Here is a 25458-nt window from a genome sequence, read left to right on the forward strand (position 1 = left end):
AAGATGCGTTATTATGTCACTAGAGAAAGTGACATCATTACATAAACATTCAACTAACTATAGTGTTGTCAGTTAGTCTTGTAATGCAATCATAGCAGTAAATATAAGGTTTTATTATAAAATAGGATATAGGCGAGTATGTATCCTGCCTGAAGATTTTATTGTATAAGAAATCCTTAAGAATTTTCTGTGCAATAAAAAAACATGATCTTATAAGTGTTTTATCTTATAAAACCATGTTGCTTAATGTAGTCCAGAAATAAAACTGTTCAAACTATAAAGTAAAGTCTTAAAAACTTTAAATAAGTTTTTATGTACAGATTTTACAGTTATATATGTTTATATCTGCCTTCAAACTTTTTAATGATAAATTCCCTGAAAGCATTCAGATCCTCTACATCTTTTTTCCTTACCAAGGATGCCTGGTTTCCCGTTAAATAGAAAATAAAATAATCTTTTGTTTCCATTAAAGCAAAAAATTGATCATACTTTAGCTCGCCAGTGGATTTAAGTCCCTCATTCTCTATAACCAGTCTGTCTTCATAAAATTTTAAGGTGTTTATGCTATCAAAAGCGCCTGTTTTATCTGTTTTGATGCGCTGTGCATTTTTCCTTTCAACTTTAAATATAACGACGACGATTGCCAGTGCAAACAAAAAGATCCAGCTTATAATAAGTTTTATAAAATTAAACTGGCCATTATCCAGACTCACTATGGTGCTCCCAATCAAAGCAAGGAATGCTATGAAAGGAATGATCGCCTTGTTTCTTCTGAAGGTTGCAATGTACAAAAATTTCCTGTAGTCTTCTTTGGACATCGTTGTATGAATAGTGATTTTAGGTTGTTCCATTTTATCCCTCCTGTGTTAATTATAATGATATCATCCCATTGATCTACATACGCGCAATATCAAATGTATTTGCATTTCTTCAACAGAGTGAGTTTATACTGTTATCTCAATTTGATTTCCCTCTATACCAATTATGCAGCTTTCATAATATCCGTCGCCAGTAATTCTTGGACCACTAATTACTTTATAGCCATCTTTTCTGAGGCGCTCTGTAAGTTCATTAACCTTTTCTATGCTTCCAACACTGAAAGCAATATGAATTAGCCCAGTACGGAACAAAGTTTTATCTATATCCTCCATATTCGGTTTATTCATAATTTCTAATCTTGCCCCATGATCAAATGTTAAAAAATATGATTTAAAATTAGTATTCTTATTATGGTATCCATCATTTGATTTCGCATTGAAGTAAGTGATAAAGAAATCCTTTGTCTTTTCCAAGTCATTTACATACATTGCAACATGTTCAATTCTCATTCTATACCTCCTGTAAATTATATATTTAGTTTTCATTAGATTACAATTGTGCAGTAAATTATAATTAAGTTATACACTAATTATAATATTAATTTCAAGATAATATATATACTGACATCCAACTTGGAGAAAACTAGAGCAAAAAAAACAGGAGAAATTTTAGGATTAAATCTAAAATTTCTCCTGTTCTAAAGAACTTTTTTACGCATTAAAAAACTTTATTACAGTTCCCGTCGTCCTTCCAATGCCCTTGATAGAGTAACTTCATCTACATATTCCAAGTCTCCTCCAACCGGAACACCGTTGGCAATACGGGTCACTTTAATGCCCAGAGGTTTTAAAAGTTTGCTGATATACATTGCAGTGGCTTCTCCCTCTATGTTGGGATTGGTTGCAAGAATGACTTCATTAACCTCAGTATTTTGTATTCTTTCTAAAAGTTCCTGAATTTTTATATCCTTAGGCCCAATACCCAGCATGGGTGAAATGGCGCCATGGAGTATATGATATAAACCCTTATACTCTTTCGTTCTTTCATAGGCTGCCATATCCCTTGGGTCTTCCACAACCATTATGGTTTTTTCATCTCTTTTAGGATCAGAACATATATCACATTTTTCTTTATCCGTTAAGGTATAACATACACTGCAATATTTTATATTTTTTTTTGCCTGAATAATTGCATTGGATAAATTTTCTACATTTTCATCCGGCATATGAATAATATGAAAAGCAAGCCTCTGCGCAGTTTTTGCTCCAATACCCGGAAGGCTGGAGAGAGCTTCTATCAGTTTCACCATGGGATCTCCATAATACCCCATTTAGAAAAGACCTCCTGGTAAATTGATTCCTCCTGTAATTCTTCCCATTTGCTGATTAGCGAGTTCATCCACTTGGCGAAGTCCTTCGTTAACAGCCGCAAGAATTAAATCTTGAAGCATTTCTACATCATCCGGATCAATAACTTCTGGCTTAATGGTAATAGACTGCATTTGCTTCTTGCCGTTAAATACAACTTCTACAGCACCGCCTCCTGCAGTTGCAGTGATTGCTTTTTCTTCCAGCTCCTGCTGCATCTTTTCCATTTCTTTTTGCATCTTTTGAGCTTGTTTTAATAAATTATTCATATTTCCAGGTATTCCACCGCCAAAACTTCTTTTTGCCATCAAAATCCTCCTCTTTACTTCTATATCATATTTATATTATCATGACTACTTAAAAAAATAAATATATTTACCATACTTCCAAATGAATGTTTTGATCCTGGAAAAACTGTATTACTTTTTCGATGTGATCTGTTTCTTCTGATGATTCTTTTACATTTCCATAGATTTCTTTATACTTCTTTTCATATTCTGCAATGGATATGAACTTTACATTCACTTCTTTTTTCAAAGTTTCTTCTATTTTTTCTATTATTGCATTCCCATGGTTCTTTTTTATAGCGTCTATGATCACAGAATCTTTAAACACAATGTAATAAATATCGTCTTCTAAATAACCAGCCTTGGTATCTGTAAGCAGTGCCTGCAGCATCGGATCAAATCCCAGCTTGATATCATTCCACAGATCGACTCCCTTTTTAATATCTTTAGAAACTGCTTTAGGTTTTACAACTTGAGGTTTAGTTTCTGTCAGAGCTTTGAGCTCAGGTTTAACTTCTTCTTTAGTGGCTACCATAAGCCCTTGAGACAGCTTTTGCTCCAACAGCTTAATTCTATCGAGCAAAACATCTCTGGATTCATCCATTATCGGCTGACAGATCTTTATAATGTTCACTTCAAGCAAGATTCTCTTTTGATCCGTATATTTTAATTCATTGGATAACTCTGAAAATATACGAATCCATCTTAACAGTGAAACCCCATCCACTTCTTTTGCCTGTTTCTTTAGAATCTCAACATGTTCTTTGGTCACATCCAGAATACTTTCCGGATTGCTTGTACTTTGTACGATCAGTAAATTTCTAAGATGAGAAATAAAATCCATAACAAATTGGCCAATATCCCGGCCTTTCATCATAATTTGATCAATGAGCTCTATGGCTTTTAAACTATCCTGATGATGCAGTATGGATGTAAATTCAAAGAAAATATCACTATCCACTGCCCCCAGCATATCCAATACATGTTCAAGAGTAATGGATTTTCCATAGTGGAAAGATATACACTGATCCAATATACTTAGGGCATCCCTCATGGATCCTTCTGATAAACGAGCGATATAATGCAGTGCTTTATCTTCAATATCAACATTTTCTTCCTTCATGTATTGCTTTAACCTTAAGGCAATGTCTTCGATAGAGATTCTTCTAAAATCGAATCTTTGGCACCTGGATAAGATGGTGGCAGGAATTTTCTGAGGATCAGTCGTTGCCAATATGAAAATAATATGGGCAGGAGGTTCTTCCAGAGTTTTTAAAAGTGCATTGAATGCTCCCGTAGAAAGCATATGCACTTCGTCAATAATATAGATCTTGTATTTGCCTTCTGTGGGAGAATACTTTACCTCTTCTCTTATCTCCCTGATATTATCCACTCCATTATTGGAAGCTGCGTCTATTTCGATGACATTCATACTTCTTCCTTCATCCATGGCTTTGCACAAACTGCATTGGTTGCAGGGCTGTCCGTCAACAGGTTCTTTGCAATTGACAACCTTGGCAAAAATCTTTGCAGTAGAAGTTTTCCCCGTCCCCCTCGTTCCACAGAAAAGGTATGCATGAGCAATTCGCCCGGATTTAACCTGGTTTTTTAAGGTCGTTACAATATGATCTTGTCCTAATACATCTTCAAAACTTTTAGGTCTCTTTTTTCTGTACAGGGCCATGTAGGACATAGTTACACCTCTTTTTATCCTTTCGCTTTAAGTGTTCGCATTTTTTAATAGTTTATCCTTATATTTTAACATAAAATCCATATTTGGCTAGAAGAAAGAATGAGGGCTTTTTTTATTACATAGGAAATCAAAAAGGATTTCCTATGTATTCCTATGTAACATTAAATAAAAAAACAGATGGCTTGACCATCTGTTTTATATTTATTTATTATTATGATCCGTGCACCTGCCTTCGACAATTCTCCCCAAGCGTTACCTTTGCAGTTAGCTCAAACTAGGCACCCTTACGGCACATAGAGACATTTACTTAGTGCTGCTTCCTTCCGGACCTGACACGGTTCGTAAACTTCTATTGCGTAAGACCCGATTCTCATCGCCACTTACAAAGGGCAGACCTTAAAGAGATAAGGCCTCAGGCAGGCATCACCCCTGCTACAGCGGATTGCAGGTTACAGGGCACCGCTAACTCCCCGGCTAGCACGGAAATCTTATTAACTATATCAAGTGATGCATTACCTAGTATACAGATTTTTAACTCATATGTCAACGTCCATTTATTCCCTTTTTAGGCGCATTTTTGAAAAGAATTCTTTTAAAATGCTGCTACATTCCTCCATACAGACTCCTTCCACAATTTCTACCTGATGATTGAAAGCCTTTTCTTGCAAAATATTAAGAATAGAACCTCCACAGCCTGCCTTGGGATTCCTTGTTCCAAAAACCACTTTATCCATTCTGGCTTGCACAATGGCACCGGCACACATCGGGCAAGGTTCTAAGGTCACATACATGGTACAGCCCTCAAGGCGCCAATCCCCTAAGTAAACTGCCGCTTCCTCTATAGCTTGAATTTCTGCATGGGAGAGAGGATTTTTCTTAGTATTTCTTTGGTTATATCCTCTGCCTATAATTTGGTTATTATAAGTAATAATTGCTCCAATCGGTACTTCATCTAGTTGAAAAGCTTTTTTGGCCAAAAGCAAAGCTTCTTTCATATAGTAGATTTCCAAATCTTCCATGACAAGTCTCCTTCTGTATATAGTACTATTTTGCCATAGAAACTATGAAAATTCAATTGCCTTACAATAAAATTAATGCTAATCTATTAGTATCATCCATTTTTACCAATATATTAATAGCGGGAGGTAGCCTATGAAAACAGATTTTTCTATAGTCCGCAAGGGGTATGACCCACAGCAGGTGGACTCTTACATCTCTACATTGCAAAGCCAAATAGATAACTACAAAGAAAAAGAACAAGCCATCACTCAGGCAATCGTAAGCGCTCAAATGATTTCAGACCAGCTCATATCCGACGCAAAAAAAGAAGCGGAGCAAATAAAAAATGATGCCAAGTGCCGCCTTTCTAAAATGAAAAATATGCTCGATCAAGCAGAAGAAAATTTAAAAGCTTTCCAAAAAGAATACCAAAAATTAGTCTCTAATTATCTTACTCAATTTGATGAAAAAAATATTCATCCTTTAATAGATGAAATCCATTCCATACGGGAGTCGCTTGATTTAAAAGAAGAAAATATAGATGAAAAAAGCTTTGAAGGAACCCAGGCTCAAAATTTGGTGGAAAAAGTAAATACAGAATTCTCTCAAGGCCTATCAAAAGAAGAAATGGATTCTTTATTTGGCAAAATTGAATAAAAAAACAAAGCCCAACATAAATCTATTTATGTCAGGCTTTATTAAAAGCTCGAAAGAGCTTATTTTTTATTAGGAACGATATTTATACCTTCAATATATTTGCCGATGGACGCGTTATTGAGAAAAAGTAAAGGAAATTCTGGTTTACTCTTTCCTTATGAAGATGGAAGGAACTATTTAAAAATCACTCCTAATAAAATTTCATTTAAAAAATTGAAACATAGAAGAAAGCTGCAAGCAAACCTCCAATAATTGGCCCTAATACAGGAACCCAGGCATAACTCCAATCGGAATCACCTTTCCCAGCTATAGGAAGAATCGCATGGGCAATGCGAGGGCCTAAATCTCTGGCTGGATTAATAGCATATCCTGTAGTTCCTCCAAGGGATACGCCAAGGGCTAAAATAACAAGTCCTACCGCAAATGTTCCAAGACCAGAAGCCATTTCAACGGTTCCTAATCCTAAGATAAAAAATACCAATGCAAAAGTACCAACGATTTCAGAAATTAAGTTTGCTCCATAACTTCTAATTGCAGGGCCGGTACAGAAAACACCCAGTTTTGTTCTTTGATCTTCTGTTTCGGCCCAGTGCGGGAGATATTGAATCCAAACAAGTACTGCACCCAGCATTGCACCTAGCATTTGTGCAATGATATAGATCGGTACATCCGCCCAAGAGAAGTTACCAATAGCAGCCAATGCAATAGTCAATGCAGGATTAAAATGCGCTCCGCTAATGCCGCCAAATATTAATGCAGGGATAAATACTGCACAAGCCCAGCCCCAGGTAATTACGATCCAACCAGAGTTTGCGCCTTTAGTCTTTTTGAGTATTACGTTTGCAACTACACCGTCCCCAAGAAGAATAAGACACATGGTCCCTACTAACTCAGCCAGGAAAGCTGACATATCATTACCCCCCAATAATATTTAAATATACCTCTCCATTAATTTGCCCATCCTAAGGATCTCTTTACAGCTTCTCTCCAGCCTTTTAACAGTTCTTTTCTTCTGTTTTCATCCATATTGGGCATAAAGCTTCTTGAAATTGTCCAGTTCTTTTTGATATCTTCTTTATCTTTCCAATAGCCTACTGCAAGGCCTGCCAGATAAGCTGCCCCTAATGCAGTGGTTTCAATTACTTGGGGTCTGTCTACCTGAACACCCAATACATCTGCCTGGAACTGCATTAAGAAGTTATTGGCACAAGCGCCTCCATCCACTTTTAAGGCTTTAAGGGTAATTCCTGAATCTTCTTCCATTGCTTTTAATACATCATTGGTTTGATAAGCCAAGGATTCCAGGGTTGCTCTTACGAGGTGTTCTTTTTTAGCTCCTCTTGTAAGCCCTACAATCGTTCCTCTGGCATATTGATCCCAGTAAGGGGCGCCAAGTCCAACAAAAGCAGGTACTACATACACGCCATTTGTATCTTCAACCGACTTCGCCAGGGCTTCTGAATCTGATGCCTTTTCAATGATTCCCAGTTCATCCCTTAACCATTGAATGGCTGCACCAGCTATAAATATGCTTCCTTCAAGGGCGTATTCAACTTTTCCATCTACTCCCCAGGCAATAGTTGTAAGCAGACCATTCTTTGATGTGACTGCTTTTTCTCCAGTATTCATGAGTAAAAAACAACCTGTTCCATAAGTATTTTTTGCAGTACCTGGATTAAAACATGCCTGGCCAAATAAAGCAGCCTGTTGGTCTCCGGCAGCTCCGGCAATAGGAATTTCTCCTCCAAGGATTTCAGGATCTGTATAACCATATACACAGCTTGACGGTTTTACTTCTGGCAGCATGGAAGATGGGATGTTTAATCTTTCGAGTATTTCCTTATCCCATTCTAAGGTATGGATGTTAAAGAGCATCGTTCTGGATGCGTTAGTATAATCGGTAACATGGACTTTTCCTCTGGTAAAATTCCAAATAAGCCAGGTATCTATATTTCCGAACAGTAAATTGCCTTTTTCTGCTTCTTCTCTTGCTCCTGGCACATTGTCAAGAATCCATTTTACTTTTGTTCCTGAAAAGTATGCATCTACTATAAGGCCTGTTTTTTCTCTTATAATTTTGTCGAAGCCTTCAGCTTTCAGTTCATCACAGAATTCGGAAGTTCTTCTGCACTGCCATACAATTGCATTGTAGATAGGCTCTCCAGTTTTTTTATTCCATACGACAGTTGTTTCTCTTTGGTTCGTAATGCCTATTGCCGCAATGTCTTTGGCTGTAACATTGAGTTTTTGCATAGCCTCCTTCGTAACTTCGATCTGGGTCACTAAAATTTCCATCGGGTCATGCTCAACCCATCCAGCTTTGGGATAAATTTGGGTGAACTCTTTCTGCGACAGACTTTGAATGAATCCCTTCTCGTTAAAAAGAATACATCTGGAACTGGTTGTGCCTTGGTCTAAGGCAATGACATATTTACCCATTGTAAAACCCCCCCTATGTATTAAAAACTTTTATCAAAAGAGCCTTAAGTCTTAAAGACTCTTTTCTTCAAATTCCCAAAGCTCCGAACAAGAAGTAGATATGGCTTTTGCCCCCGCATTCAGTGCAGCTATAGCATCTTTTTTACTTTTTATAAGCCCCCCTGCTATAATTGGCTGAGTGATTTCTTTTCCCAGAGTTTCTATGGCTTTGGCCGCAATACCAGGAAGCACTTCAACCGCATCTGGAGAAAAAGTATGGACACTTTTTATTCCCGTATCAAAAGAAAGCGTATCCAGCATAAATATTCTCTGTATTGTAAGCATGCCTAAATTAGAAGCATATTTAAGAGTCATTCCTTTGGTGGAAATAATACCATAAGGATTAATCACTTCTTTAATAAACTCAATCCCTTTTTGATCAGATTTTAAGCCTTCCAGCATATCAAGATGAATGAATACAATTTTATCATTTTCTTTCAAAGTCTCATTAATCTTTTTAATGCTCAAAATGCTGCCATAAAGTACAAAGACAATTTTTATACTGCTTTTACATATTAGGTCAAGATCTTCGTCATTTCTTATAGCGCCTACTATAGGATTATCTGCTAAAAGCATTTCAAAATTACTCATGTAACTTCACCTCTACTGAAACTGTATGACAAGCCTTATATATTTATAACTACTAATTTACATCTTTCTCTTAATAATTTTCAACATTTCTCGTGGCTACTATATTCACTCCCGTACCAAGAATGTTTTCGTATATAATATCCCCTACATGAACAGGCGCATGAACGGTCAGATCTTTTAAAGCTTTTAAGCATTCAAATATTTTATCTTTTGGTATATCCTTAGAAGTTTTAACTGAAACAGTGGGATATTTTCCCCCGACAACTTTAACTGTAGTCGTTACGATTCTTGTAGGATTCGTGCATTCTTTAACAGCGTAGGTCTCACCTATTTTGCAGGCATTGCCAGTTACTTTTACAGGAACATTTTCATTCAATTCTATCATAAGACTGCAGCCCATGGGACATCCAATACAGGTAAGCTCTTTTTTTTCCATAGGTTTTAACTCCTTTCCACCTTAAGAGTAATCGTTTTTGTGCCTGGATATTTACTAAATAGATCTGAAGTTAACTGAACCTCTTCCATTTCTCCAGGAGTCAGGATTCTTCTCTTTTTATGCAGAACTTTAGTATCGTCAAAATAAACCCCTATGGCTGCGCCTTTAAATACATCTCCAACTCTAAATCTTACAATAATATCATTTTCTACGGCAGAAGGATTTATAAAATGAGGAACTGTATATCTTACACCGTCAACAGCTTCTACTTTAATGGTTTCTCCCTTTTTAAGCAAGCCTTTTATATACCTGCTGGCATTTTTTCCTGCATGATAGCTTTCTAATGTCACATTGTCCACTAAATCGTGCACATGAAGGACATTTCCGCAGGAGAAAATGCCTTCCACACTGGTTTGAAAATTATTATCAACCACTGCTCCTCCTGTTATAGGGGATAGTTCTACACCCACTTTTCTTGATAATTCATTTTCAGGAAGAAGACCAACTGAAAGCAGTAGCGTATCACAGGGTATATATTCCTGGGTCTCTTTAATAGGTTTTCTGTTACTGTCTACTTTGGCAATCGTAACGCCTTCTAATCTTTCTTTTCCATGGATATTGACTACTGTATGGCTAAGCTTTAAGGGAATATTGTAGTCATCAAGACATTGAACGATATTTCTTTTTAAACCACTGGAATAAGGTAAAAGTTCAATTACCGCTTTAACTTTAGCCCCCTCAAAGGTCATTCTTCTTGCCATAATAAGACCTATATCACCAGAACCAAGGATAACGACTTCTTTTCCTGGCATATAGTTTTTCATATTGACGAATTTCTGTGCGGCACCGGCTGTCATAATACCCGAACATCTGCTTCCCGGTATTGTTAAAGCACCCCGTGGCCTTTCTCTGCAGCCCATGGCCAGTATAATGGCTTTCGCATGAATCTCTAAAAGGCCTTCTTTAGGGTTAATCGCATAAATGGTTTTATCTTCTGTTATATCTAATACCATCGTATCTAGTTTGTATTCTATAGACAGTTCATTGACTTGATCAATAAATCTTTGAGCATATTCCGGTCCTGTGAGCTCTTCCTTAAAGGTATGAAGTCCAAATCCATTATGAATGCATTGGTTTAATATGCCCCCAAGCTCTTCTTCTCTTTCCAATATGACAAGATGATCTATGCCTTCTTTCTTAGCCGCTATTGCAGCAGCAAGCCCTGCCGGTCCTCCGCCTATGATTACCAAATCATAATTCATATTCTTCCCCCTCCTTAAATAAATTCTTTATTCGTACCCACAAGTATTTTGGACGCTTTTCCAAATTTCGTTATTTCTGTTGGGGGAATATTTAATTGTAAGTGCAAAAGTTCCATAGTTCTGGATATGCAAAAACCTGCCTGACATCTTCCTGCACCAGCTCTGGTTCTTCTTTTGATGCCATCTAAATCCTTTGCCCCCAGAGGTCTGTTAATGGCATCTAAGATTTCCCCTTCTGTAACCGATTCGCACCTGCAAACGATTCTTCCATATTCAGGTCTTTCCTTAATCATTTTCCTTTTCTCTTCAAGAGACAGTTCATTAAATCGTACGATTCCCTTACGTTTTGGATTAAAGTTTTCATTTGGCTTAGGGTTAAGCTGATCTCTAATGATATCAGAAACCATAATCCCTATAAGAGGTGCACAGGTTAATCCGGGAGATTCAATGCCAGCTGCATTGATAAATCCTGGCACATCAGGAACTTCTCCTATAATAAAATCATCTTTTTCACTTCTGGCTCTTAGGCCGCTAAAGGAAGTAATGATGTTGCCTTTTGGAAGGGATTTAATACTAAGCGAAGCTCTTTCCATTATATCATCCAAGCCTTCCCTTGTAGTACTGACATCTTCTTTATCTTCTATATCTACTGCATTGGGGCCTACCAGTAAGTTCCCATCTACAGTAGGTGTCACTAAAACGCCTTTTCCAAACTTTGTAGGTAGTTGGAATAAGGTTTTATCCGTTAAGTTACCTACATATTTGTCAAAAAGGTTGTATTCCCCTTTTCTCGGTATAATGGTAAACTTATGTGCACTTACCTTATTGTTGATTTGATCTGCATAAACTCCAGCTGCGTTAATAAGAATTTTAGTTCGTATCGTTTTATCTTTAGTTTTTACTTCAAAACCATCATCTAATTTATGAATATCTGTTACTTCTGAATTAAAGTTAAATTCTACCCCGTTTTCCTTGGCATTTTCAGCCAATGCTATGGTTAGATTAAAGGGACATACGATCCCTCCTGTTGGTGCATATAAAGCAGCAACCACTTTATCCGATACATTTGGTTCCATTCTTCTTACTTCATCTCCTGATATAATCTGAAGATCTGGAACTCCGTTTTTTTCTCCTCTTTCTTTTAATGCATAAAGTCTATCCTTATCATTTTCATCAAAGCAAAGAACCAAGGAACCATTTCTTCTGAAAGGAAAGTCTAATTCTTCTGCCAGCTGATCAAACATTAAATTGGCTTTAGCATTAAGTTTTCCTTTAAGAGTTTCAGGAAGCGCATCATATCCTGCATGAACAATGGCACTGTTTGCCTTGCTTGTGCCGCAGCATACATCATTTTCTTTTTCCAACACCAAAGATTTAAGCTGATATTTTGAGATCGCTCTTGCAATTGCACAGCCAACGACTCCTGCTCCTACAATGACAACATCATACATAACTTCACCTCATTTCTTAAATTAAACAAAAAGAACCTAAGGACAACTCATCAAGTTGTATCCTTAGGTTCTCATCGTCTCAACCTAAATACATATATATTATTTATATTCTTGTATAATAATACTATATTCTATTTTTGGCCAAAATATAGTATTATGTTCATAATGTTAATGCAGAATATTAGAAAAGTCAAGCATCCTTAAATTATTTGAGTTTTCTACAAATGGTTGCAATCATTATTTGTGGAAGTTTAAATACATAACTTTTATCTTTTTATCCTGGAATTCAATTTTATATTCACTTATTTTAACAAAGATTCGTTTATAATTTAACGATTTTGTTCATAAAAAACAAAAATAAAAACCCCGCATTTACGAGGTTTTAAACATCGTTCCCGGCGGGATTCGAACCCACGGCCTACTGCTTAGGAGGCAGTCGCTCTATCCTACTGAGCTACGGAAACATACAATATAAAAGAAGGTTTTATAGTCATAATCATCTTTTATATTGTACATATTTTATATTTCTTAGTCAAGTAGTACTATGAAAATACAATTGTTCCCTGCATCCAGCATATGCCCATAAATCTCATTCCAACTAAAGGTGTTCCGACCAATTCTTTTTCATTGATGACAATTTCAATCTTCATTTCCATGGTTTCAACCAGCATCCAATATACTTTTTCTTTAGATTTAGAATTTATAATCGTTTCTACTTCTACAATCGTACCTAATACTGAATAGGTGGCATCCAAATACTCAATCGGAATAAAATACCCTTCTACTACAGACAAAAAGTCTTCATACTGAAGCCTTTCTTCTATAATTTCAGCAGTTTCTTCTGCTTCCATATCCAGTATTTCCTGGGCCTCCTCGTCGCCCTCTTTAGCCCTTTTTAACAGTTGTCTTCTCCATTCTTTTTGCTCTTTTTCATATTCCAAATCCGACTCTGTTTTTTCTACTGGAAGAATAACTGTTCCTTTAGAGGATAACCCAACAATCTTAATGCCTTCTATAAAGGCTTCTTGTTCATCCTCAACTTCAAGATATTCTATAACATTTTGAAGCTGAAATACAATTTCTGTTCCGGTTTGCTCTTCTTCACAAACTGCAAAATAATAATACTCTTCTACTTCTTCAACTTCTACCTGAGATACATCAATCATATACTTTGCTTCCGCATAAGGTTCACAGGTTTCTAAATCAATATCTTTGTCATTATCCAAAAGGCCCCTAAGTACAATACCGATTCTCTGCCCGTATTCTTTGAAATATTCTATAAACACATGATCTTTATCATGATTGGTTACAAACTTTTTCGTCGCACTTTTTAAAATCTGATCAATGATCTGATCCCACTGTTTTTTTTTCGTCGTACTTTTAAAACCTACTGCACTCATATATGTTTCCATAGTTTCCCTCCTTCCTATCCAAGAAATGTACAAAAGCACATCACTTGCGAAATAGGAAAGTTGTATCCTTAAATATTAAGATAAACTTTCCAATTTCATATTCATAAAAAAACTATAAGACACTAAAGTTCTTTATGGCTTTATCTTACAGAATTTTATATATTGGATTATTCTATTTTATAAAAAGAAGCATAAAAAACTTGCTATTTATATTAACATTTTTTAGGTTGTATATCAATAATTTAATCATTATATAGTAATATAAAAATAAAACCTCTACCTTGATTTTTATCAAAGGTAGAGGTTTTTATACCACACACAGAAGGATTCCAATCTCGACGCTCTGACTAAAGGCCAAGGAAAATATTTTATTCTTCAACTAATTTCAACTCCTTCAAACTTTTATCTTTATAAGTGATTCTATTCTTTTCATTTCATAAAACTATAGTATCAATTATTTTCCTTAAATCTATTTAGATTCCCCAATTCGTTCTTAAAAAAATGCCCGCTTCTTTTCTAAAAGGTTTGCATTCACTATTATATTTATTTGCCATTTTAAAATCCTCAAACAGAAGATAAAACAACAGTATTTGTGGTTTTAATTCTTGGTAAGTTCTTATTCTTCCTTTACTGTCTTCTATTATATATTCGATTTCCTGTTTGTCTTCATTGAATCTGTGCCATACTTTCCAGCCAAAAATATTATTGTAAAGAACATAGTTGACTATACCATCTTTTTCACAGATTTCAATATATGGAAACTTCCCTTTCTTCAGAATTTCATCCTTACTATATTCATATACTTTTAAACTTTTTCCTATTCTAAAAAAACGCGATTGCTCCATAACGCTCTCTCCCCCATAACTTATCCTAATTTTGATTGCTTATATTGTATTGTGACGTGATAAAACGATGAAATTTATATTATTGCATATAAATTTATACTGCAATATAGTAATCGACATTTTATCATATCATAATTATACAAATTTCGAAATAGGTCTTATAGAATATACAATGAAGGGGGGATAAACACAAAAAAACCTCTATCCTTGACTTTTGTCAAAGATAAAGGTTTTTCATACCGCACGCAGAAGGATTCGAACCCTCGACACTCTGATCCGAAGTCAGATGCTCTATCCAGCTGAGCTATGCGTGCATTTATTATTTATTAATGAGCGAAAATTATTATATCACATATGTCATATAAAAACAATGGATAATTTTTGAATAATTAATAATAAGGAAGGAGGCTATTTTGCCTCCTAATTAAAAATTCTATTGATCTATTCAGATTGAGCAATGAGTTTCTTTTTTAATCTTGCATATCTGGGCAATCCATTCTCTGTAGGAATCACAACTTCTCCCATAATAAGAGGCACAAGATACTCAATACACTCTTTAGTGACGAAATTTCCTTCTTTATTAATCCAGTGGCTCGGCAATTTCTTCTCAAAATTGGCAACTTCATGAATATCAACAAGCTCTGTTTCGCAAATATATGGATCGTTACTTATTCTTTTTAATCCTACCATATATCCAGATTTTCCCTGAACACCATAGATTACAGCCTGCTTCCCTACCATATAAGCTTCTTCTATATCTGTTTTGGATCCATAGTGCATGGCACATCTCTGGAGGATATTTAATTCAATTTTCTTTACTCTTTTCTCGATATGTTCTTTTACATATTGCTCCAGAACAGAACCAACGCCTCCTAATTGGGCATGTCCAAAATTATCATGTCCATCGACGGATTCTAAAGTGGATACATATCTTCCATCCTTATCCTTGATGCCTTCTGAAACAACAATCATGACTTTACCTTTTTCTTCGTATATTCTTCTTACATCCTTCTCAAATTGCTTAAAATCAAATGCTGCTTCTGGAAGATAAATTAAATCTGTAGCTTTTGTCAAAGCAGAAGCTGCAGCAAGCCACCCCGCATTTCTTCCCATCACTTCAACAATGGTAACAATATTGGACTTATAAGAATGAGCATCATGAGACATCTCTAAAATACTGGTTGCAATATACTTAGCAGCGCTTCCAAAACCAGGACAATGATCTGTACCTACTAAATCATTATCAATGGTTTTTGGTATGCCTATTACACGGATCTCATAGTTAATTTTTTGTGCGTAATCATGAATCTTCTTGACCGTATCCATACTGTCATTTCCGCCGATATAAAAGAAATATCGGATATTGTACTTAGTAAATACCTTAAAAATCTTTTCATAATCAGAAGAGTCATCCTGCTTTAACCGGTAACGACAGGAACCGAGAGCTGAGGAAGGCGTTGTTTTCAGGTATTTTAATTCCTCTGCCTCTTCTTCTGCAAAGTCAAAAAGCTCTTCGTTTAAGATCCCTTGTATACCATTTCTTGCACCAAAAACTTTTTCTATAGACTTTTGATTTAAAGCTTCAAAAATTGCCCCACAGGCACTGGAATTAATGGCTGTAGTAGGACCTCCGGATTGTGCAATGATACAATTTCCAGAAATCATATGTTCACTCCTTACTTATTTTTATCTGTATCGATAAATCCTGATTTTTCTAAAGGACTTTGATAATTGCTTTCACAATTTCTTCATTATACATCGCTATAGAGGCATTGTAAATAAGGCGATGTATTTCTTCTGGAAAAATCAATAAAATGTAAACTAAAAAAGCCCTGCATTTAGTTTGCAAGACTTAAGATATCATATTCTTTCTAAACTTTCATTCTTTCAAAAATATGATTAAGACTATATTCATAATAATCATGTAAATCATTATGTCTGGGCATATATTTATCTGCTATGACAGTACTAAAAATCATAGAAATCAAAAGTAAGAGGGTATATTCTAAATTGATGTCTTTACTGAATTCCTTTTTTTCAATACCTTCCTTTAAAAGAGTTTCTAAAACTTTTCCCAGAGAAAATTCATTTAATTCTTCCACTCTGGATGGGGCATGACTTATATTAGGGAATTGGTAGGCAATCTCGGCACCGGTTAATTTGATTTCATTGTCAAATTCTATAGCTTCTTTTAAATAACTACTAAAAAGGCTAGGATATTTTTCATTTTCTTCAACGATCTTATGATATACAAACTTAATTTTCTCCTTAGCAGTTTTATTAATAAAAGACTTTTCTTCCATCTCAAGTCTCAAATGAACGCCCCATAATTTTATATAATATTTAAAAATATGGCTTTTGGTAGCAAAGTGATTAAAAAAAGTTCCCCTGGATATTTCTGCAAATCGACAAATTTCATCCACCGTAATCTCATTAAAATCCTTTACTGAAATCCTTTCCATCACCACTTGTAAAATGTTTAATCTCGTTTTGGCATAATTGATTTCTCGTAGGGAAAAGCTGTCTACAAGTGATCTCATTACTTCCATCCTCTCCTAATGTTCTGCTGTTATTTTATCCTTTGGGAATAATTTTAATTCTATAATTTAAAATGAAATCTGTCAATTTTTTTAATAATAAAGAAATAAAAAAGGTAAAGCAATAAAACTTTACCTCTTTTATTTCTTTATTATATTATTCATTATTCAAAATCATCCGGATTAAAGTTTTCAGCAAAATTCATTTTTGTATTCGATTGATGTCCTTTATTTGCCTTATTGTTCGCAATATCGGTAAATTCTGTGTTTGTCTTGTTTTTAGTCTTCAAATCAGTATTCTTGGAATCAAGATCAGCAGAATATTTTTTACTTGTCATAAAACCACCTCCATTCAAACATAGTTTGGATGGTTTTATCACGTTATATTCATGATTTTAAAATGTTCTTCTTACTCTACCATTTTTAATACTTTATGAAATTCTTCTGTCATAATTTTCTTCGTTGAATCATTCATATCTTCTACCCATTTATATAAAACAGCATATTTACTTCTATTATATTCTTTGTAAATTCTTTGCCCTTCTTCTGTTAATTCAATATGTAGAACTCTTCTGTCAAAATCATTCTGCTTTCTTCTTACGATTCCCTTTTTTTCTAGTTTATCAATTAAAAAAGTCATTCCGCCTTTAGTCATAGACATAATTTCTGCGATATCTTTCATCATTTTAGGCTTTTGGCTGCTGCCTACTATTTCTATAATTCGCATTTCATTTGGAGATAGTTTATAATTCAGGTGTCCTTCTCTTAAAATAGAACTTTGATTCTCAGAAATATTGGTAATAATCTGAGTCAAATATTCCATTAAAACATCTTCCATCTTTCTCCCTCCATTTTTATACCTTTTTTATACCTTTGTTTACTTAAATAGGTTTTTTTGAATATTATACTATAGTATAACAATCAACCTTCAATTTTTCAACTATTTTCATTCAAATATCAAAAAATTTTAAATTAAAACTAAAAGGCATAAAAAAAAACTCTACATTAAATGTAGAGTTTGGACGGAGAAGGAGGGATTTGAACCCTCGCGCCGATTACTCGACCTATGCCCTTAGCAGGGGCACCTCTTCAGCCACTTGAGTACTTCTCCATGACTTCTGGTACAAAGTATAGCATACTGATTTTCTCTTGTCAACGGCTTCCACAAATCCCCTAAAAATTCATGTATTATATTGACTTATATATGTTATCATAATATTATAATATTGAAACAAATATTGGGGTGAACTTATGGACATAAAATCCTTAGAAAAAACGGCAGAAATCCTGAAAGCTCTCGGTCATCCGGCAAGACTTTGTATCGTAAAAGGACTTTTGGAAAACGGCGGATGCAATGTATCCTATATGCAAAATTGTATTGGTCTTCCTCAATCCACTGTATCTCAACATATATCCAAATTAAAAGCTGCAGGTATTATAGAAGGGGTAAGATGTGGACTGGAAATTACCTATAAAGTTGTCGATGAAGACGTCATTAAAGTTATGAATGCATTATTTCCTTCAGAAAAAAAATAAAGAGCAAATGCTCTTTATTTTTTTGCGATTTTTTCCACATTACCCATATAAGGTCTTAAGGCCTTAGGAATGATGATACTTCCATCTTCCTGCTGGAAGTTTTCTAAGATGGCTGCGGTAGTTCTTCCGATTGCAACACCACTTCCATTTAAGGTATGAACAAACTGCGCCTTGTCTTCTGCCTTATCTTTATATTTTATATTGGCTCTTCTTGCCTGAAAGCTTTCAAAATTACTGCAGCTGGATATTTCTACATATCGATTATAGCTGGGCATCCATACTTCTATATCGTATTTCATAGCCGCTGTAAAGCCAAGATCTCCTATACATATCTTTACTACCCTATAGGGAATTTCTAATAATTGAAGGATTTCTTCTGCATCTCTTGTGAGCTTTTCTAATTCTTCATAAGAATCTTCAGGCTTTGTAAACTTAACCAGTTCTACTTTATTAAACTGATGTTGGCGAATAACACCTCTGGTGTCTCTTCCGGCAGATCCAGCTTCCGCTCTGAAGCAAGCCGTATATGCGCAGTGCTTAATTGGAAGTTTGGAACCATCTAAAATTTGATCTCTGTACATATTCGTTACAGGTACTTCAGCCGTTGGCACAAGGAAGTAATCTGTGTTTTCTACTTTGAATGCGTCTTCTTCAAACTTTGGCAGCTGACCTGTTCCAATCATACTTCTTCTGTGTACCATAAAAGGAGGGAATACTTCTTCATATCCGTGTTTTTCTGTATGAACATCGAGCATAAAATTCATAAGTGCTCGTTCAAGTCTTGCGCCAAGCCCCTTATAAACTGTAAATCTTGCCCCTGTAATTTTGGCTGCAGTTGCAAAATCTAATATATCTAGATTTTCTCCTAATTCCCAGTGAGGCTTTGGCTCAAATTCAAATTGTCTTGGAGTTCCGAATTTACGAACTTCTACATTATCCTCGTCACTGTCTCCCATGGGAACAGAAGGATGTGGGATGTTTGGAATGGTTAAAAGCAGATTTTCTAATTTTTCATCTACTTCTTTTAATTCCCCATCTAATTCTTTGATCTTACCAGACAATTCTTTCATTTCTTCTAGAATTTTAGAAACATCTTTTCCTTCTTTTTTAAGGATTGGAACTTGCTTTGAAACAGCATTTTGCTTGCTTTTAAGCTGTTCCACCTCCTGAAGAATTGCTCTTCTTTTTTCATCCAGTACCAAAAAGTCATCCAGATTAAAATCTTCTTTTCTAAATTTTAGAGCTTCTTTTACTTCTTCAAAATTGTTTCTAAGCAGTTTAACATCTAACATCTTTATACCTCCTTTTAAATTTAAAAGCCCCCGTCCTAATTAAAGGACGAGAGCTGTCTCGCGTTGCCACCTTTTTTGTTATACATTAAGAATAATATATAACCTCTCTTAAGTGAGATAAAGGTCACAACCCTTCTGATTTATCATCAGCAGCTAAGAAAGTGGATCGTTTTATATTCTAAATCGGTTTCCACCTACCACCGACTCTCTGTATTAGAATGATAAAACTATTCTTTCCTCATCACTATTTTTTCATTCTTAAATTGATTTTATTATAGCATATAAAAAATTTTTTTCAACGTATAAATTTTATGTATAAAACTTAATGTAAGTGGTTATCCTTAAAGTGTACCCAATGTAAGGTACATCGCTAAATCCCCCCTCAACCTGGTGCTTCTCCCCCCTGAAGCCCAGGTCTTTTTTTATTTTGATTTTTCTTTACTTTGAATCAGGTATTATATACAATATGAATAGGGTGACTGAGGGAGGGGTTATCATGGAACGTATTATAAAGGTTCCAGTGGAGATGTTAGAACCTGGAATGATTCTTGGAGAAGATATAGATCATTTTTTTGGAAATATTCTTCTTAAAAAAGGTCATGTTCTGGATCAGCATTTGATTGACAAATTGGCAGAATTCCATGTTGAGTATGTATATATAAAAAAAGCTATGGAAGAAGAATATAGCTATACATCTCCAAATAATGTAATGTTTGACGAAATGGCATATATTAATTATTACGAAGAAGCCATTAAAATCATGTCCCAAATCTCTCATGATATAAGGCTTGGAAAAACATTAAAAATTCGAACTGTACGCAATGTTATCCATAGACTTTTAGAACAGGCTTTTGCAAAAAATAATATTCTTTATTGCTTAAATCTTATTAAAAACTTTGATGATTATACTTATACCCATTCTATTAATGTATGTCTTCTTGCCACCACTTTGGGGAAATGGCTGGGACTTTGTGATAAAGATTTAAATCAATTAGCCTATAGTGCCCTCTTTCACGATATCGGAAAATATAAAATTCCCCCTGAAATATTGAATAAACCCGGTAAATTGACTCCTGAAGAATATGAAATCATGAAACAGCATCCTGCTTACGGATATGAAATAGTCAAAAATATAATAGGGATCAGCCCTGATGTGGCCTATGGGGTTTTAATGCATCACGAAAAGATTAATGGAACAGGCTACCCTTTAGGTCTTGTAGGCAATCAAATTCATTTTTTTGCTAAAATTATTAGCATAGCCGATATTTATGATGCTCTTACTTCTGACAGAGTCTATCATAGAAAGATCTCTCCTTTCCAAGCTGCTGAAAGAATTTCCAGAGAAAGCTATTCAAATATTGATCCCGATATTTCATCAACATTTTTAAATAATATTTCTACTTTTTACATAGGATGTACAGTGGTTTTAAACACCAATGAAAAAGGTAAAATCATATATCTGTATCCAAACAAACCAACCCGTCCTTTAATAGAATTAGAAAATGGTGAATATATAGATTTAACAAAGGATGAATATTTAGATGTCATGATTGAGGATTTATTGTCTTCTTAAAGGAGATATTAAATTTTTTTATGACGAATTGTTAAATTTTTGTCATTCTTTTTTTAAGTATTTTATTGTTAAAAATATACAATTTGCATACTGTATACATGATCAAATCTTACAATTTGCAGGCTTTTTGCCCTATTTTTATGTGAGATATTTTTTTGGATTTTAATTGACAATATGTAGATTTCTATGATATTATAGGGTCGAAAGTTTAATAAATAACAAACTTTCTTTTTATTTTAATAATATTGTTAATTATTTAACACACTATTCTAAGGAGGTTATGGTATGGAAGAAAAGAAAAACAAAAATAACGTTGAAGTGAATGTAACTTCTATGATTGATACACTTGTTAAGAACGCGCAAAAAGCTTTAGATGAATATATGAATTTAGATCAGGAAACTGTTGACCGCATTGTTAAAGCCATGGCATTGGCAGGACTTGATCAACATATGTATTTGGCTAAACTGGCAGTAGAAGAAACCGGCAGAGGTATCTATGAAGATAAGATCACTAAAAATATTTTTGCAACAGAGTATATTTACCACAGCATAAAATATGAAAAAACTGTTGGTGTTATTGAAGAAAATGAAGAGGAAGATTACATGGAAGTTGCTGAGCCTGTAGGAATCGTTGCAGGAGTAACTCCAGTAACCAACCCTACTTCAACAACCCTTTTTAAATCCATTATTGCAGCAAAAACAAGAAATCCCATCATTTTTGCATTCCACCCCTCTGCACAAAAATGCTCCGCTGAAGCTGCAAGAATCGTTCGTGAAGCAGCAATCAAAGCAGGAGCTCCAGAATATTGCATTCAATGGATTGAACACCCATCTGTTGAAGCTACTCAATCTTTAATGAATCACCCAAATGTATCTCTGATCCTTGCAACCGGTGGTTCCGGTATGGTTAAAGCCGCATACTCATCCGGTAAACCAGCTCTTGGCGTTGGACCTGGAAACTGCCCTTGCTTCATAGAAAAAACTGCAAATATTGAAAGAGCTGTAACAGATTTAATTCTTTCCAAATCCTTTGATAATGGTATGATTTGTGCTTCTGAACAAGCTGTAATTATTGAAGCTCCAATCTATAAGCAAGTAACCGATTATATGAAGGCGCACAAATGCTATTTTGCAACCAAAGAGGAAATCAAAAAATTAGAACCTGTAATCATTAACATGGAAAAAATGGCTGTAAATCCAAACATCGTTGGTATGCCTCCTTATAAGATTGCAGAATTAGCTGGTATCACCATTCCAAAGGATACTAAAGTGCTCTGCTGTGAAATCGATGGTGTAGGAGAAAAATATCCTTTATCCAGAGAAAAACTTTCTCCAGTTCTTGCAGTAGTTAAGGCCAAAGATGTTGAAGAAGGCATCAGAATGGCGGAAATTATGGTTGAACTTGGAGGTTTAGGCCATAGTTCTGTAATCCATTCTAATGACGATAAAGTAATTGAAGAATTCTCCAATCGCCTGAAAACAGGACGTATTATTGTCAATGCCCCTTCTACCCACGGAGCAATAGGAGATATCTATAATACGAATATGCCTTCTCTGACACTTGGATGTGGCTCTTACGGAAGAAACTCCACCACATCCAATGTAACGGCTGTTAACTTAATTAATAAGAAAAGGGTGGCAAAAAGAAGAGTGAATATGCAATGGTTTAAAGTTCCAGAAAAGATTTATTTTGAAGCAGGTTCTGTTCAATATTTAAGCAAGATGCCAGATATAAGCCGTGCTTTTATTGTAACAGATCCATCTATGGTTAAGCTCGGATACGTAGACAAAGTATTGTATCACTTAAGAAAAAGACTTGACTATGTACATTGCGAAATCTTCAGTGAAGTAGAGCCCGATCCTTCTTTAGAAACCATTCAAAGAGGCGTAGAGTTAATGAATAACTTTAAGCCTGATGTCATCATTGCTCTTGGTGGTGGTTCTGCTCTTGATGCTGCTAAGGGAATGTGGCTCTTCTATGAACATCCGGAAGCAGACTTTACAGGCATGGCACTGAAATTCATGGATATCAGAAAGAGAATTTATAAATTCCCAAAAATGGGTAAGAAAGCAAAGATGGTGGCAATTCCAACCACATCCGGTACTGGTTCTGAAGTAACTTCCTTTGCAGTTATAACCGATAAATCTAAGAATATTAAATATCCTTTGGCGGATTACGAATTAACTCCTGATGTAGCAATCGTAGACCCAGAATTTGTTATGACCGTTCCTCCTTCAATTACTGCAGATACCGGACTTGACGTATTAACCCATGCAGTTGAAGCTTTTGTGTCCATCTTAGCTTCTGATTATACTGATGCACTGGCTATGAAAGCTATCGAATTGGTATTTGAATATCTTCCAAGAGCATATAAAGATGGAAGCGATGCTGTAGCAAGAGAAAAAATGCATAATGCTTCTTGTATTGCAGGTATGGCATTTACCAATGCATTCTTAGGAATTAACCACTCCCTGGCTCACAAATTAGGAGGGGAATTCCATATTCCTCATGGTCGTGCCAATGCAATCCTTCTTCCTTATGTTATAGAATACAATGGAGAAACTACTCCAACCAAATTTGTTTCTTGGCCAAAATATGAAAAATTCGTTGCTCCTGAAAAATACGCATTAATTGCAAAACGTTTAGGACTTCCTGCTTCAACTCCTGAAGAAGGTGTTAAATCCTTAGCAAATGCAGTCAGAAACTTAATTAAAGAACTGAACATGCCAGCAACAATTAAAGATTGTGGTGTAGAGGAAAGTGCATTCCTGCAAAAAGTTGAATACTTGGCAGATCGCGCTTTTGAAGACCAATGTACAACCGCAAACCCAAGACTTCCTCTTGTAAGCGAATTAGTAGAAATCTACAAAAAGGCTTATTACGGAAAGTAAAATTAACATCAAAAAACTCAGCCAGGCTTAATACTATGGCTGAGTTTTTATTTCTATATCATAACTTCCGTCAGGCCTTTTTTTTATTTTTACCGGTTGCTTTGTATCCTTCGTTTTATATTCCCCATTTTCTAAAATTAAATCAATGGAGGAAGAACTTTTCTCTCCATTGATATATAGCGGCATTCCATCTGGTGCAGTAATTCTGATCGTATTTTCCTGGCTTTTAGTTATCTGTTTTGAAATACTTCTAACAGGAACATAAATACCTACAAATATAAATAAGACAATGATGAGCAGTAAAATTTCTTCCAGGAGCTGATATAAGAGTCTTTTATATATTTCCCTGTGCTCTGTCATAGAAAAACCCCTTATCATTGCTTCTATTCTATTGTATTCGTAAGTACTTGTATAACATACTTTATAATATAAACTTTTCTATAATTTCTTTTATGGCATGGTGATTATTATCATTTTCTGTTATATACTGTGCTGCTTTCTTAATATCCGGATGGGCATTCGCCATGGCAATTCCAAGGCCTGCTTCTTTGATCATATATAAATCATTAAAACTGTCTCCCACACATATAATCTCTTCTCTTTTTAATCCTAATTTCTGTCCTAATTTTCTTACCGCTAATCCCTTATTGGCATGAATGCTGGTAAATTCTAAATAGAAGGGCTTCGAAAAGAACATATGGAGCTTTCCCTCTGTCCAGGTTCTTAACTTTTCTGCTATTTTTACCAGTTTCTCATGTTCATCGTAAAAAAGAACTTTTATAACGTCCCTCGTAATACCAGTAGAAAAATCTCCTATTTCTACGGATCTTAAACCGGTTATACTGGTATATCTTTTTGAGTATTCATTGCTTTTTTCTACAAGTAGCTCATGATCAAGATAGGTCTGTGCATATATATTTTCTTTTTTGGCAAAGGAAAATAAATACTGTGCATATTCTAAAGGAACATCTTCTTCGCTGATGATGTTTAAATCTTTGGTTTCAAAAATCACTGCACCATTATATGAAATACCATATTCATCTTCTTTCTTAAGGCCTAACTCTTCTAAATAAGGGTTGATGGAAATACTGGCTCTTCCTGAGCAAAGTACAATTTTTACACCCTTTTCAATTGCTTTTTGTATTGCGTCTTGATTTTCTTTTGTTATTTTTAATTCATCATTTAAAAGTGTATCATCCATATCAATTGCTACCATTTTATATCTCATTTTACTTTTCCTTTCCTTAAAATGATCTTTTGAGTTCTTTTAATTTGACATTTTCTATGGAATATTATATAGTATGTATTGAAAGAACATGTTCTTTTAACTG

At 34.9% G+C, this 25458-nt stretch carries 25 protein-coding genes, 3 tRNA genes, 1 other RNA gene and 1 other annotated feature; of the genes, 4 read left to right on the forward strand and 25 right to left on the reverse strand.

Annotation, left to right across the window (positions count from 1 at the left end):
* Positions 1-329: 329 nt before the first annotated feature.
* The 7 genes from JOD07_RS08780 to tadA all read right to left on the reverse strand — a co-directional run bounded on the left by JOD07_RS08780 (position 330) and on the right by tadA (position 5185).
* On the reverse strand, positions 330-851 hold the full coding sequence (locus JOD07_RS08780) for a YcxB family protein (protein ID WP_243429288.1): 522 nt from the start codon (positions 849-851) through the stop codon (positions 330-332).
* 93 nt (positions 852-944) lie between these two features.
* Positions 945-1328, reverse strand: coding sequence for a VOC family protein (locus JOD07_RS08785; protein ID WP_158741472.1), 384 nt, complete (start codon positions 1326-1328; stop codon positions 945-947).
* Between the two features lie 221 nt (positions 1329-1549).
* Positions 1550-2149 (reverse strand): recombination mediator RecR, encoded by a 600-nt coding sequence (gene recR / locus JOD07_RS08790; protein ID WP_158741473.1) that lies wholly within the window; start codon positions 2147-2149, stop codon positions 1550-1552.
* Entirely contained in the window at positions 2150-2494 is a 345-nt protein-coding gene (locus JOD07_RS08795; protein ID WP_158741474.1) for a YbaB/EbfC family nucleoid-associated protein, read from the reverse strand.
* Positions 2495-2561: 67 nt separating this feature from the next.
* The gene (gene dnaX, locus JOD07_RS08800) at positions 2562-4166 is read right to left on the reverse strand and encodes a DNA polymerase III subunit gamma/tau (RefSeq protein ID WP_204613562.1); all 1605 of its coding nucleotides are present in this window, start codon (positions 4164-4166) and stop codon (positions 2562-2564) included.
* A gap of 218 nt (positions 4167-4384) precedes the next feature.
* Positions 4385-4649: signal recognition particle sRNA large type (gene ffs / locus JOD07_RS08805), an RNA gene on the reverse strand.
* A 71-nt stretch (positions 4650-4720) separates the two neighbouring features.
* The gene (gene tadA / locus JOD07_RS08810) at positions 4721-5185 is read right to left on the reverse strand and encodes a tRNA adenosine(34) deaminase TadA (protein ID WP_158741476.1); all 465 of its coding nucleotides are present in this window, start codon (positions 5183-5185) and stop codon (positions 4721-4723) included.
* A gap of 133 nt (positions 5186-5318) precedes the next feature.
* Between tadA and JOD07_RS08815 the strand changes: the two genes are divergently transcribed.
* Positions 5319-5822, forward strand: a complete 504-nt coding sequence (locus JOD07_RS08815; RefSeq protein ID WP_158741477.1) for a DivIVA domain-containing protein — start codon at positions 5319-5321, stop codon at positions 5820-5822.
* Positions 5823-6027: 205 nt separating this feature from the next.
* On the opposite strand, the gene JOD07_RS08820 is transcribed toward JOD07_RS08815, so the two are convergent.
* From JOD07_RS08820 to JOD07_RS08890, 15 genes are all read right to left on the reverse strand, one after another.
* On the reverse strand, positions 6028-6732 hold the full coding sequence (locus JOD07_RS08820; RefSeq protein ID WP_158741478.1) for an MIP/aquaporin family protein: 705 nt from the start codon (positions 6730-6732) through the stop codon (positions 6028-6030).
* A gap of 38 nt (positions 6733-6770) precedes the next feature.
* Positions 6771-8261 (reverse strand): glycerol kinase GlpK, encoded by a 1491-nt coding sequence (gene glpK, locus JOD07_RS08825; RefSeq protein WP_204613564.1) that lies wholly within the window; start codon positions 8259-8261, stop codon positions 6771-6773.
* Between the two features lie 51 nt (positions 8262-8312).
* A complete protein-coding gene (locus JOD07_RS08830) occupies positions 8313-8891 on the reverse strand; it encodes a glycerol-3-phosphate responsive antiterminator (RefSeq protein ID WP_158741480.1) in 579 nt (192 codons plus the stop codon).
* Between the two features lie 70 nt (positions 8892-8961).
* The gene (locus JOD07_RS08835; protein ID WP_158741481.1) at positions 8962-9327 is read right to left on the reverse strand and encodes a DUF1667 domain-containing protein; all 366 of its coding nucleotides are present in this window, start codon (positions 9325-9327) and stop codon (positions 8962-8964) included.
* A gap of 5 nt (positions 9328-9332) precedes the next feature.
* A complete protein-coding gene (locus tag JOD07_RS08840; protein WP_158741482.1) occupies positions 9333-10589 on the reverse strand; it encodes an NAD(P)/FAD-dependent oxidoreductase in 1257 nt (418 codons plus the stop codon).
* A 14-nt stretch (positions 10590-10603) separates the two neighbouring features.
* A complete protein-coding gene (locus JOD07_RS08845; RefSeq protein WP_158741483.1) occupies positions 10604-12040 on the reverse strand; it encodes an NAD(P)/FAD-dependent oxidoreductase in 1437 nt (478 codons plus the stop codon).
* Positions 12041-12430: 390 nt separating this feature from the next.
* Positions 12431-12504 (reverse strand) — tRNA-Arg (locus JOD07_RS08850).
* 78 nt (positions 12505-12582) lie between these two features.
* Positions 12583-13452: a DUF3881 family protein gene (locus tag JOD07_RS08855; RefSeq protein ID WP_158741484.1), complete on the reverse strand. Its 870-nt coding sequence runs from the start codon at positions 13450-13452 to the stop codon at positions 12583-12585.
* 473 nt (positions 13453-13925) lie between these two features.
* Positions 13926-14297, reverse strand: a complete 372-nt coding sequence (locus JOD07_RS08860) for a hypothetical protein (RefSeq protein WP_158741485.1) — start codon at positions 14295-14297, stop codon at positions 13926-13928.
* Positions 14298-14537: 240 nt separating this feature from the next.
* Positions 14538-14611: transfer RNA gene (locus JOD07_RS08865), tRNA-Arg, on the reverse strand.
* Between the two features lie 127 nt (positions 14612-14738).
* Positions 14739-15962, reverse strand: a complete 1224-nt coding sequence (locus JOD07_RS08870; RefSeq protein WP_204613566.1) for a 6-phosphofructokinase — start codon at positions 15960-15962, stop codon at positions 14739-14741.
* Between the two features lie 206 nt (positions 15963-16168).
* Positions 16169-16837 carry a TetR/AcrR family transcriptional regulator gene (locus JOD07_RS08875; RefSeq protein WP_204613568.1) on the reverse strand — a complete coding sequence of 223 codons (669 nt, stop codon included), beginning with the start codon at positions 16835-16837 and terminating at the stop codon, positions 16169-16171.
* A gap of 161 nt (positions 16838-16998) precedes the next feature.
* Complete coding sequence (locus tag JOD07_RS08880; protein ID WP_158741488.1) at positions 16999-17172, reverse strand: hypothetical protein; 174 nt, start codon at positions 17170-17172, stop codon at positions 16999-17001.
* Between the two features lie 71 nt (positions 17173-17243).
* Entirely contained in the window at positions 17244-17672 is a 429-nt protein-coding gene (locus JOD07_RS08885) for a MarR family winged helix-turn-helix transcriptional regulator (protein WP_158741489.1), read from the reverse strand.
* Between the two features lie 185 nt (positions 17673-17857).
* Positions 17858-17945 (reverse strand) — tRNA-Ser (locus JOD07_RS08890).
* Between the two features lie 140 nt (positions 17946-18085).
* Here JOD07_RS08890 and JOD07_RS08895 point away from each other — a divergent pair.
* Positions 18086-18370: an ArsR/SmtB family transcription factor gene (locus JOD07_RS08895; protein ID WP_158741490.1), complete on the forward strand. Its 285-nt coding sequence runs from the start codon at positions 18086-18088 to the stop codon at positions 18368-18370.
* A 14-nt stretch (positions 18371-18384) separates the two neighbouring features.
* On the opposite strand, the gene serS is transcribed toward JOD07_RS08895, so the two are convergent.
* Positions 18385-19662: a serine--tRNA ligase gene (gene serS / locus JOD07_RS08900; protein ID WP_204613570.1), complete on the reverse strand. Its 1278-nt coding sequence runs from the start codon at positions 19660-19662 to the stop codon at positions 18385-18387.
* 39 nt (positions 19663-19701) lie between these two features.
* Positions 19702-19913 (reverse strand) — a binding site (T-box leader).
* Between the two features lie 245 nt (positions 19914-20158).
* Here serS and JOD07_RS08905 point away from each other — a divergent pair.
* Entirely contained in the window at positions 20159-21235 is a 1077-nt protein-coding gene (locus JOD07_RS08905; RefSeq protein WP_158741492.1) for an HD-GYP domain-containing protein, read from the forward strand.
* Between the two features lie 285 nt (positions 21236-21520).
* Positions 21521-24127, forward strand: a complete 2607-nt coding sequence (gene adhE, locus JOD07_RS08910) for a bifunctional acetaldehyde-CoA/alcohol dehydrogenase (RefSeq protein ID WP_204613572.1) — start codon at positions 21521-21523, stop codon at positions 24125-24127.
* 33 nt (positions 24128-24160) lie between these two features.
* On the opposite strand, the gene JOD07_RS08915 is transcribed toward adhE, so the two are convergent.
* Together JOD07_RS08915 and JOD07_RS08920 are read right to left on the reverse strand one after the other, a co-directional pair.
* Complete coding sequence (locus tag JOD07_RS08915; RefSeq protein WP_158741494.1) at positions 24161-24487, reverse strand: hypothetical protein; 327 nt, start codon at positions 24485-24487, stop codon at positions 24161-24163.
* 61 nt (positions 24488-24548) lie between these two features.
* Complete coding sequence (locus tag JOD07_RS08920; protein ID WP_158741495.1) at positions 24549-25355, reverse strand: Cof-type HAD-IIB family hydrolase; 807 nt, start codon at positions 25353-25355, stop codon at positions 24549-24551.
* Between the last annotated feature and the right edge of the window lie 103 nt (positions 25356-25458).

The sequence above is a fragment of the Defluviitalea raffinosedens genome, from assembly GCF_016908775.1.
GTDB classification, from domain to species: Bacteria; Bacillota; Clostridia; order Lachnospirales; family Defluviitaleaceae; genus Defluviitalea; species Defluviitalea raffinosedens.

Coding starts and splice junctions, on each gene's coding strand:
- glpK (WP_204613564.1), bottom strand. CDS start 8,261: ATGGGTAAATATGTCATTGCCTTAGACCAAGGCACAACCAGTTCCAGA.
- JOD07_RS08835 (WP_158741481.1), bottom strand. CDS start 9,327: ATGGAAAAAAAAGAGCTTACCTGTATTGGATGTCCCATGGGCTGCAGT.
- JOD07_RS08905 (WP_158741492.1), top strand. CDS start 20,159: ATGGAACGTATTATAAAGGTTCCAGTGGAGATGTTAGAACCTGGAATG.
- JOD07_RS08920 (WP_158741495.1), bottom strand. CDS start 25,355: ATGAGATATAAAATGGTAGCAATTGATATGGATGATACACTTTTAAAT.
- serS (WP_204613570.1), bottom strand. CDS start 19,662: ATGTTAGATGTTAAACTGCTTAGAAACAATTTTGAAGAAGTAAAAGAA.
- adhE (WP_204613572.1), top strand. CDS start 21,521: ATGGAAGAAAAGAAAAACAAAAATAACGTTGAAGTGAATGTAACTTCT.
- JOD07_RS08785 (WP_158741472.1), bottom strand. CDS start 1,328: ATGAGAATTGAACATGTTGCAATGTATGTAAATGACTTGGAAAAGACA.
- JOD07_RS08870 (WP_204613566.1), bottom strand. CDS start 15,962: ATGATTTCTGGAAATTGTATCATTGCACAATCCGGAGGTCCTACTACA.
- dnaX (WP_204613562.1), bottom strand. CDS start 4,166: ATGTCCTACATGGCCCTGTACAGAAAAAAGAGACCTAAAAGTTTTGAA.
- JOD07_RS08880 (WP_158741488.1), bottom strand. CDS start 17,172: ATGACAAGTAAAAAATATTCTGCTGATCTTGATTCCAAGAATACTGAT.
- tadA (WP_158741476.1), bottom strand. CDS start 5,185: ATGGAAGATTTGGAAATCTACTATATGAAAGAAGCTTTGCTTTTGGCC.
- recR (WP_158741473.1), bottom strand. CDS start 2,149: ATGGGGTATTATGGAGATCCCATGGTGAAACTGATAGAAGCTCTCTCC.
- JOD07_RS08795 (WP_158741474.1), bottom strand. CDS start 2,494: ATGGCAAAAAGAAGTTTTGGCGGTGGAATACCTGGAAATATGAATAAT.
- JOD07_RS08780 (WP_243429288.1), bottom strand. CDS start 851: ATGGAACAACCTAAAATCACTATTCATACAACGATGTCCAAAGAAGAC.
- JOD07_RS08820 (WP_158741478.1), bottom strand. CDS start 6,732: ATGTCAGCTTTCCTGGCTGAGTTAGTAGGGACCATGTGTCTTATTCTT.
- JOD07_RS08860 (WP_158741485.1), bottom strand. CDS start 14,297: ATGGAGCAATCGCGTTTTTTTAGAATAGGAAAAAGTTTAAAAGTATAT.
- JOD07_RS08830 (WP_158741480.1), bottom strand. CDS start 8,891: ATGAGTAATTTTGAAATGCTTTTAGCAGATAATCCTATAGTAGGCGCT.
- JOD07_RS08815 (WP_158741477.1), top strand. CDS start 5,319: ATGAAAACAGATTTTTCTATAGTCCGCAAGGGGTATGACCCACAGCAG.
- JOD07_RS08845 (WP_158741483.1), bottom strand. CDS start 12,040: ATGTATGATGTTGTCATTGTAGGAGCAGGAGTCGTTGGCTGTGCAATT.
- JOD07_RS08885 (WP_158741489.1), bottom strand. CDS start 17,672: ATGGAAGATGTTTTAATGGAATATTTGACTCAGATTATTACCAATATT.
- JOD07_RS08840 (WP_158741482.1), bottom strand. CDS start 10,589: ATGAATTATGATTTGGTAATCATAGGCGGAGGACCGGCAGGGCTTGCT.
- JOD07_RS08875 (WP_204613568.1), bottom strand. CDS start 16,837: ATGAGATCACTTGTAGACAGCTTTTCCCTACGAGAAATCAATTATGCC.
- JOD07_RS08915 (WP_158741494.1), bottom strand. CDS start 24,487: ATGACAGAGCACAGGGAAATATATAAAAGACTCTTATATCAGCTCCTG.
- JOD07_RS08895 (WP_158741490.1), top strand. CDS start 18,086: ATGGACATAAAATCCTTAGAAAAAACGGCAGAAATCCTGAAAGCTCTC.
- JOD07_RS08855 (WP_158741484.1), bottom strand. CDS start 13,452: ATGGAAACATATATGAGTGCAGTAGGTTTTAAAAGTACGACGAAAAAA.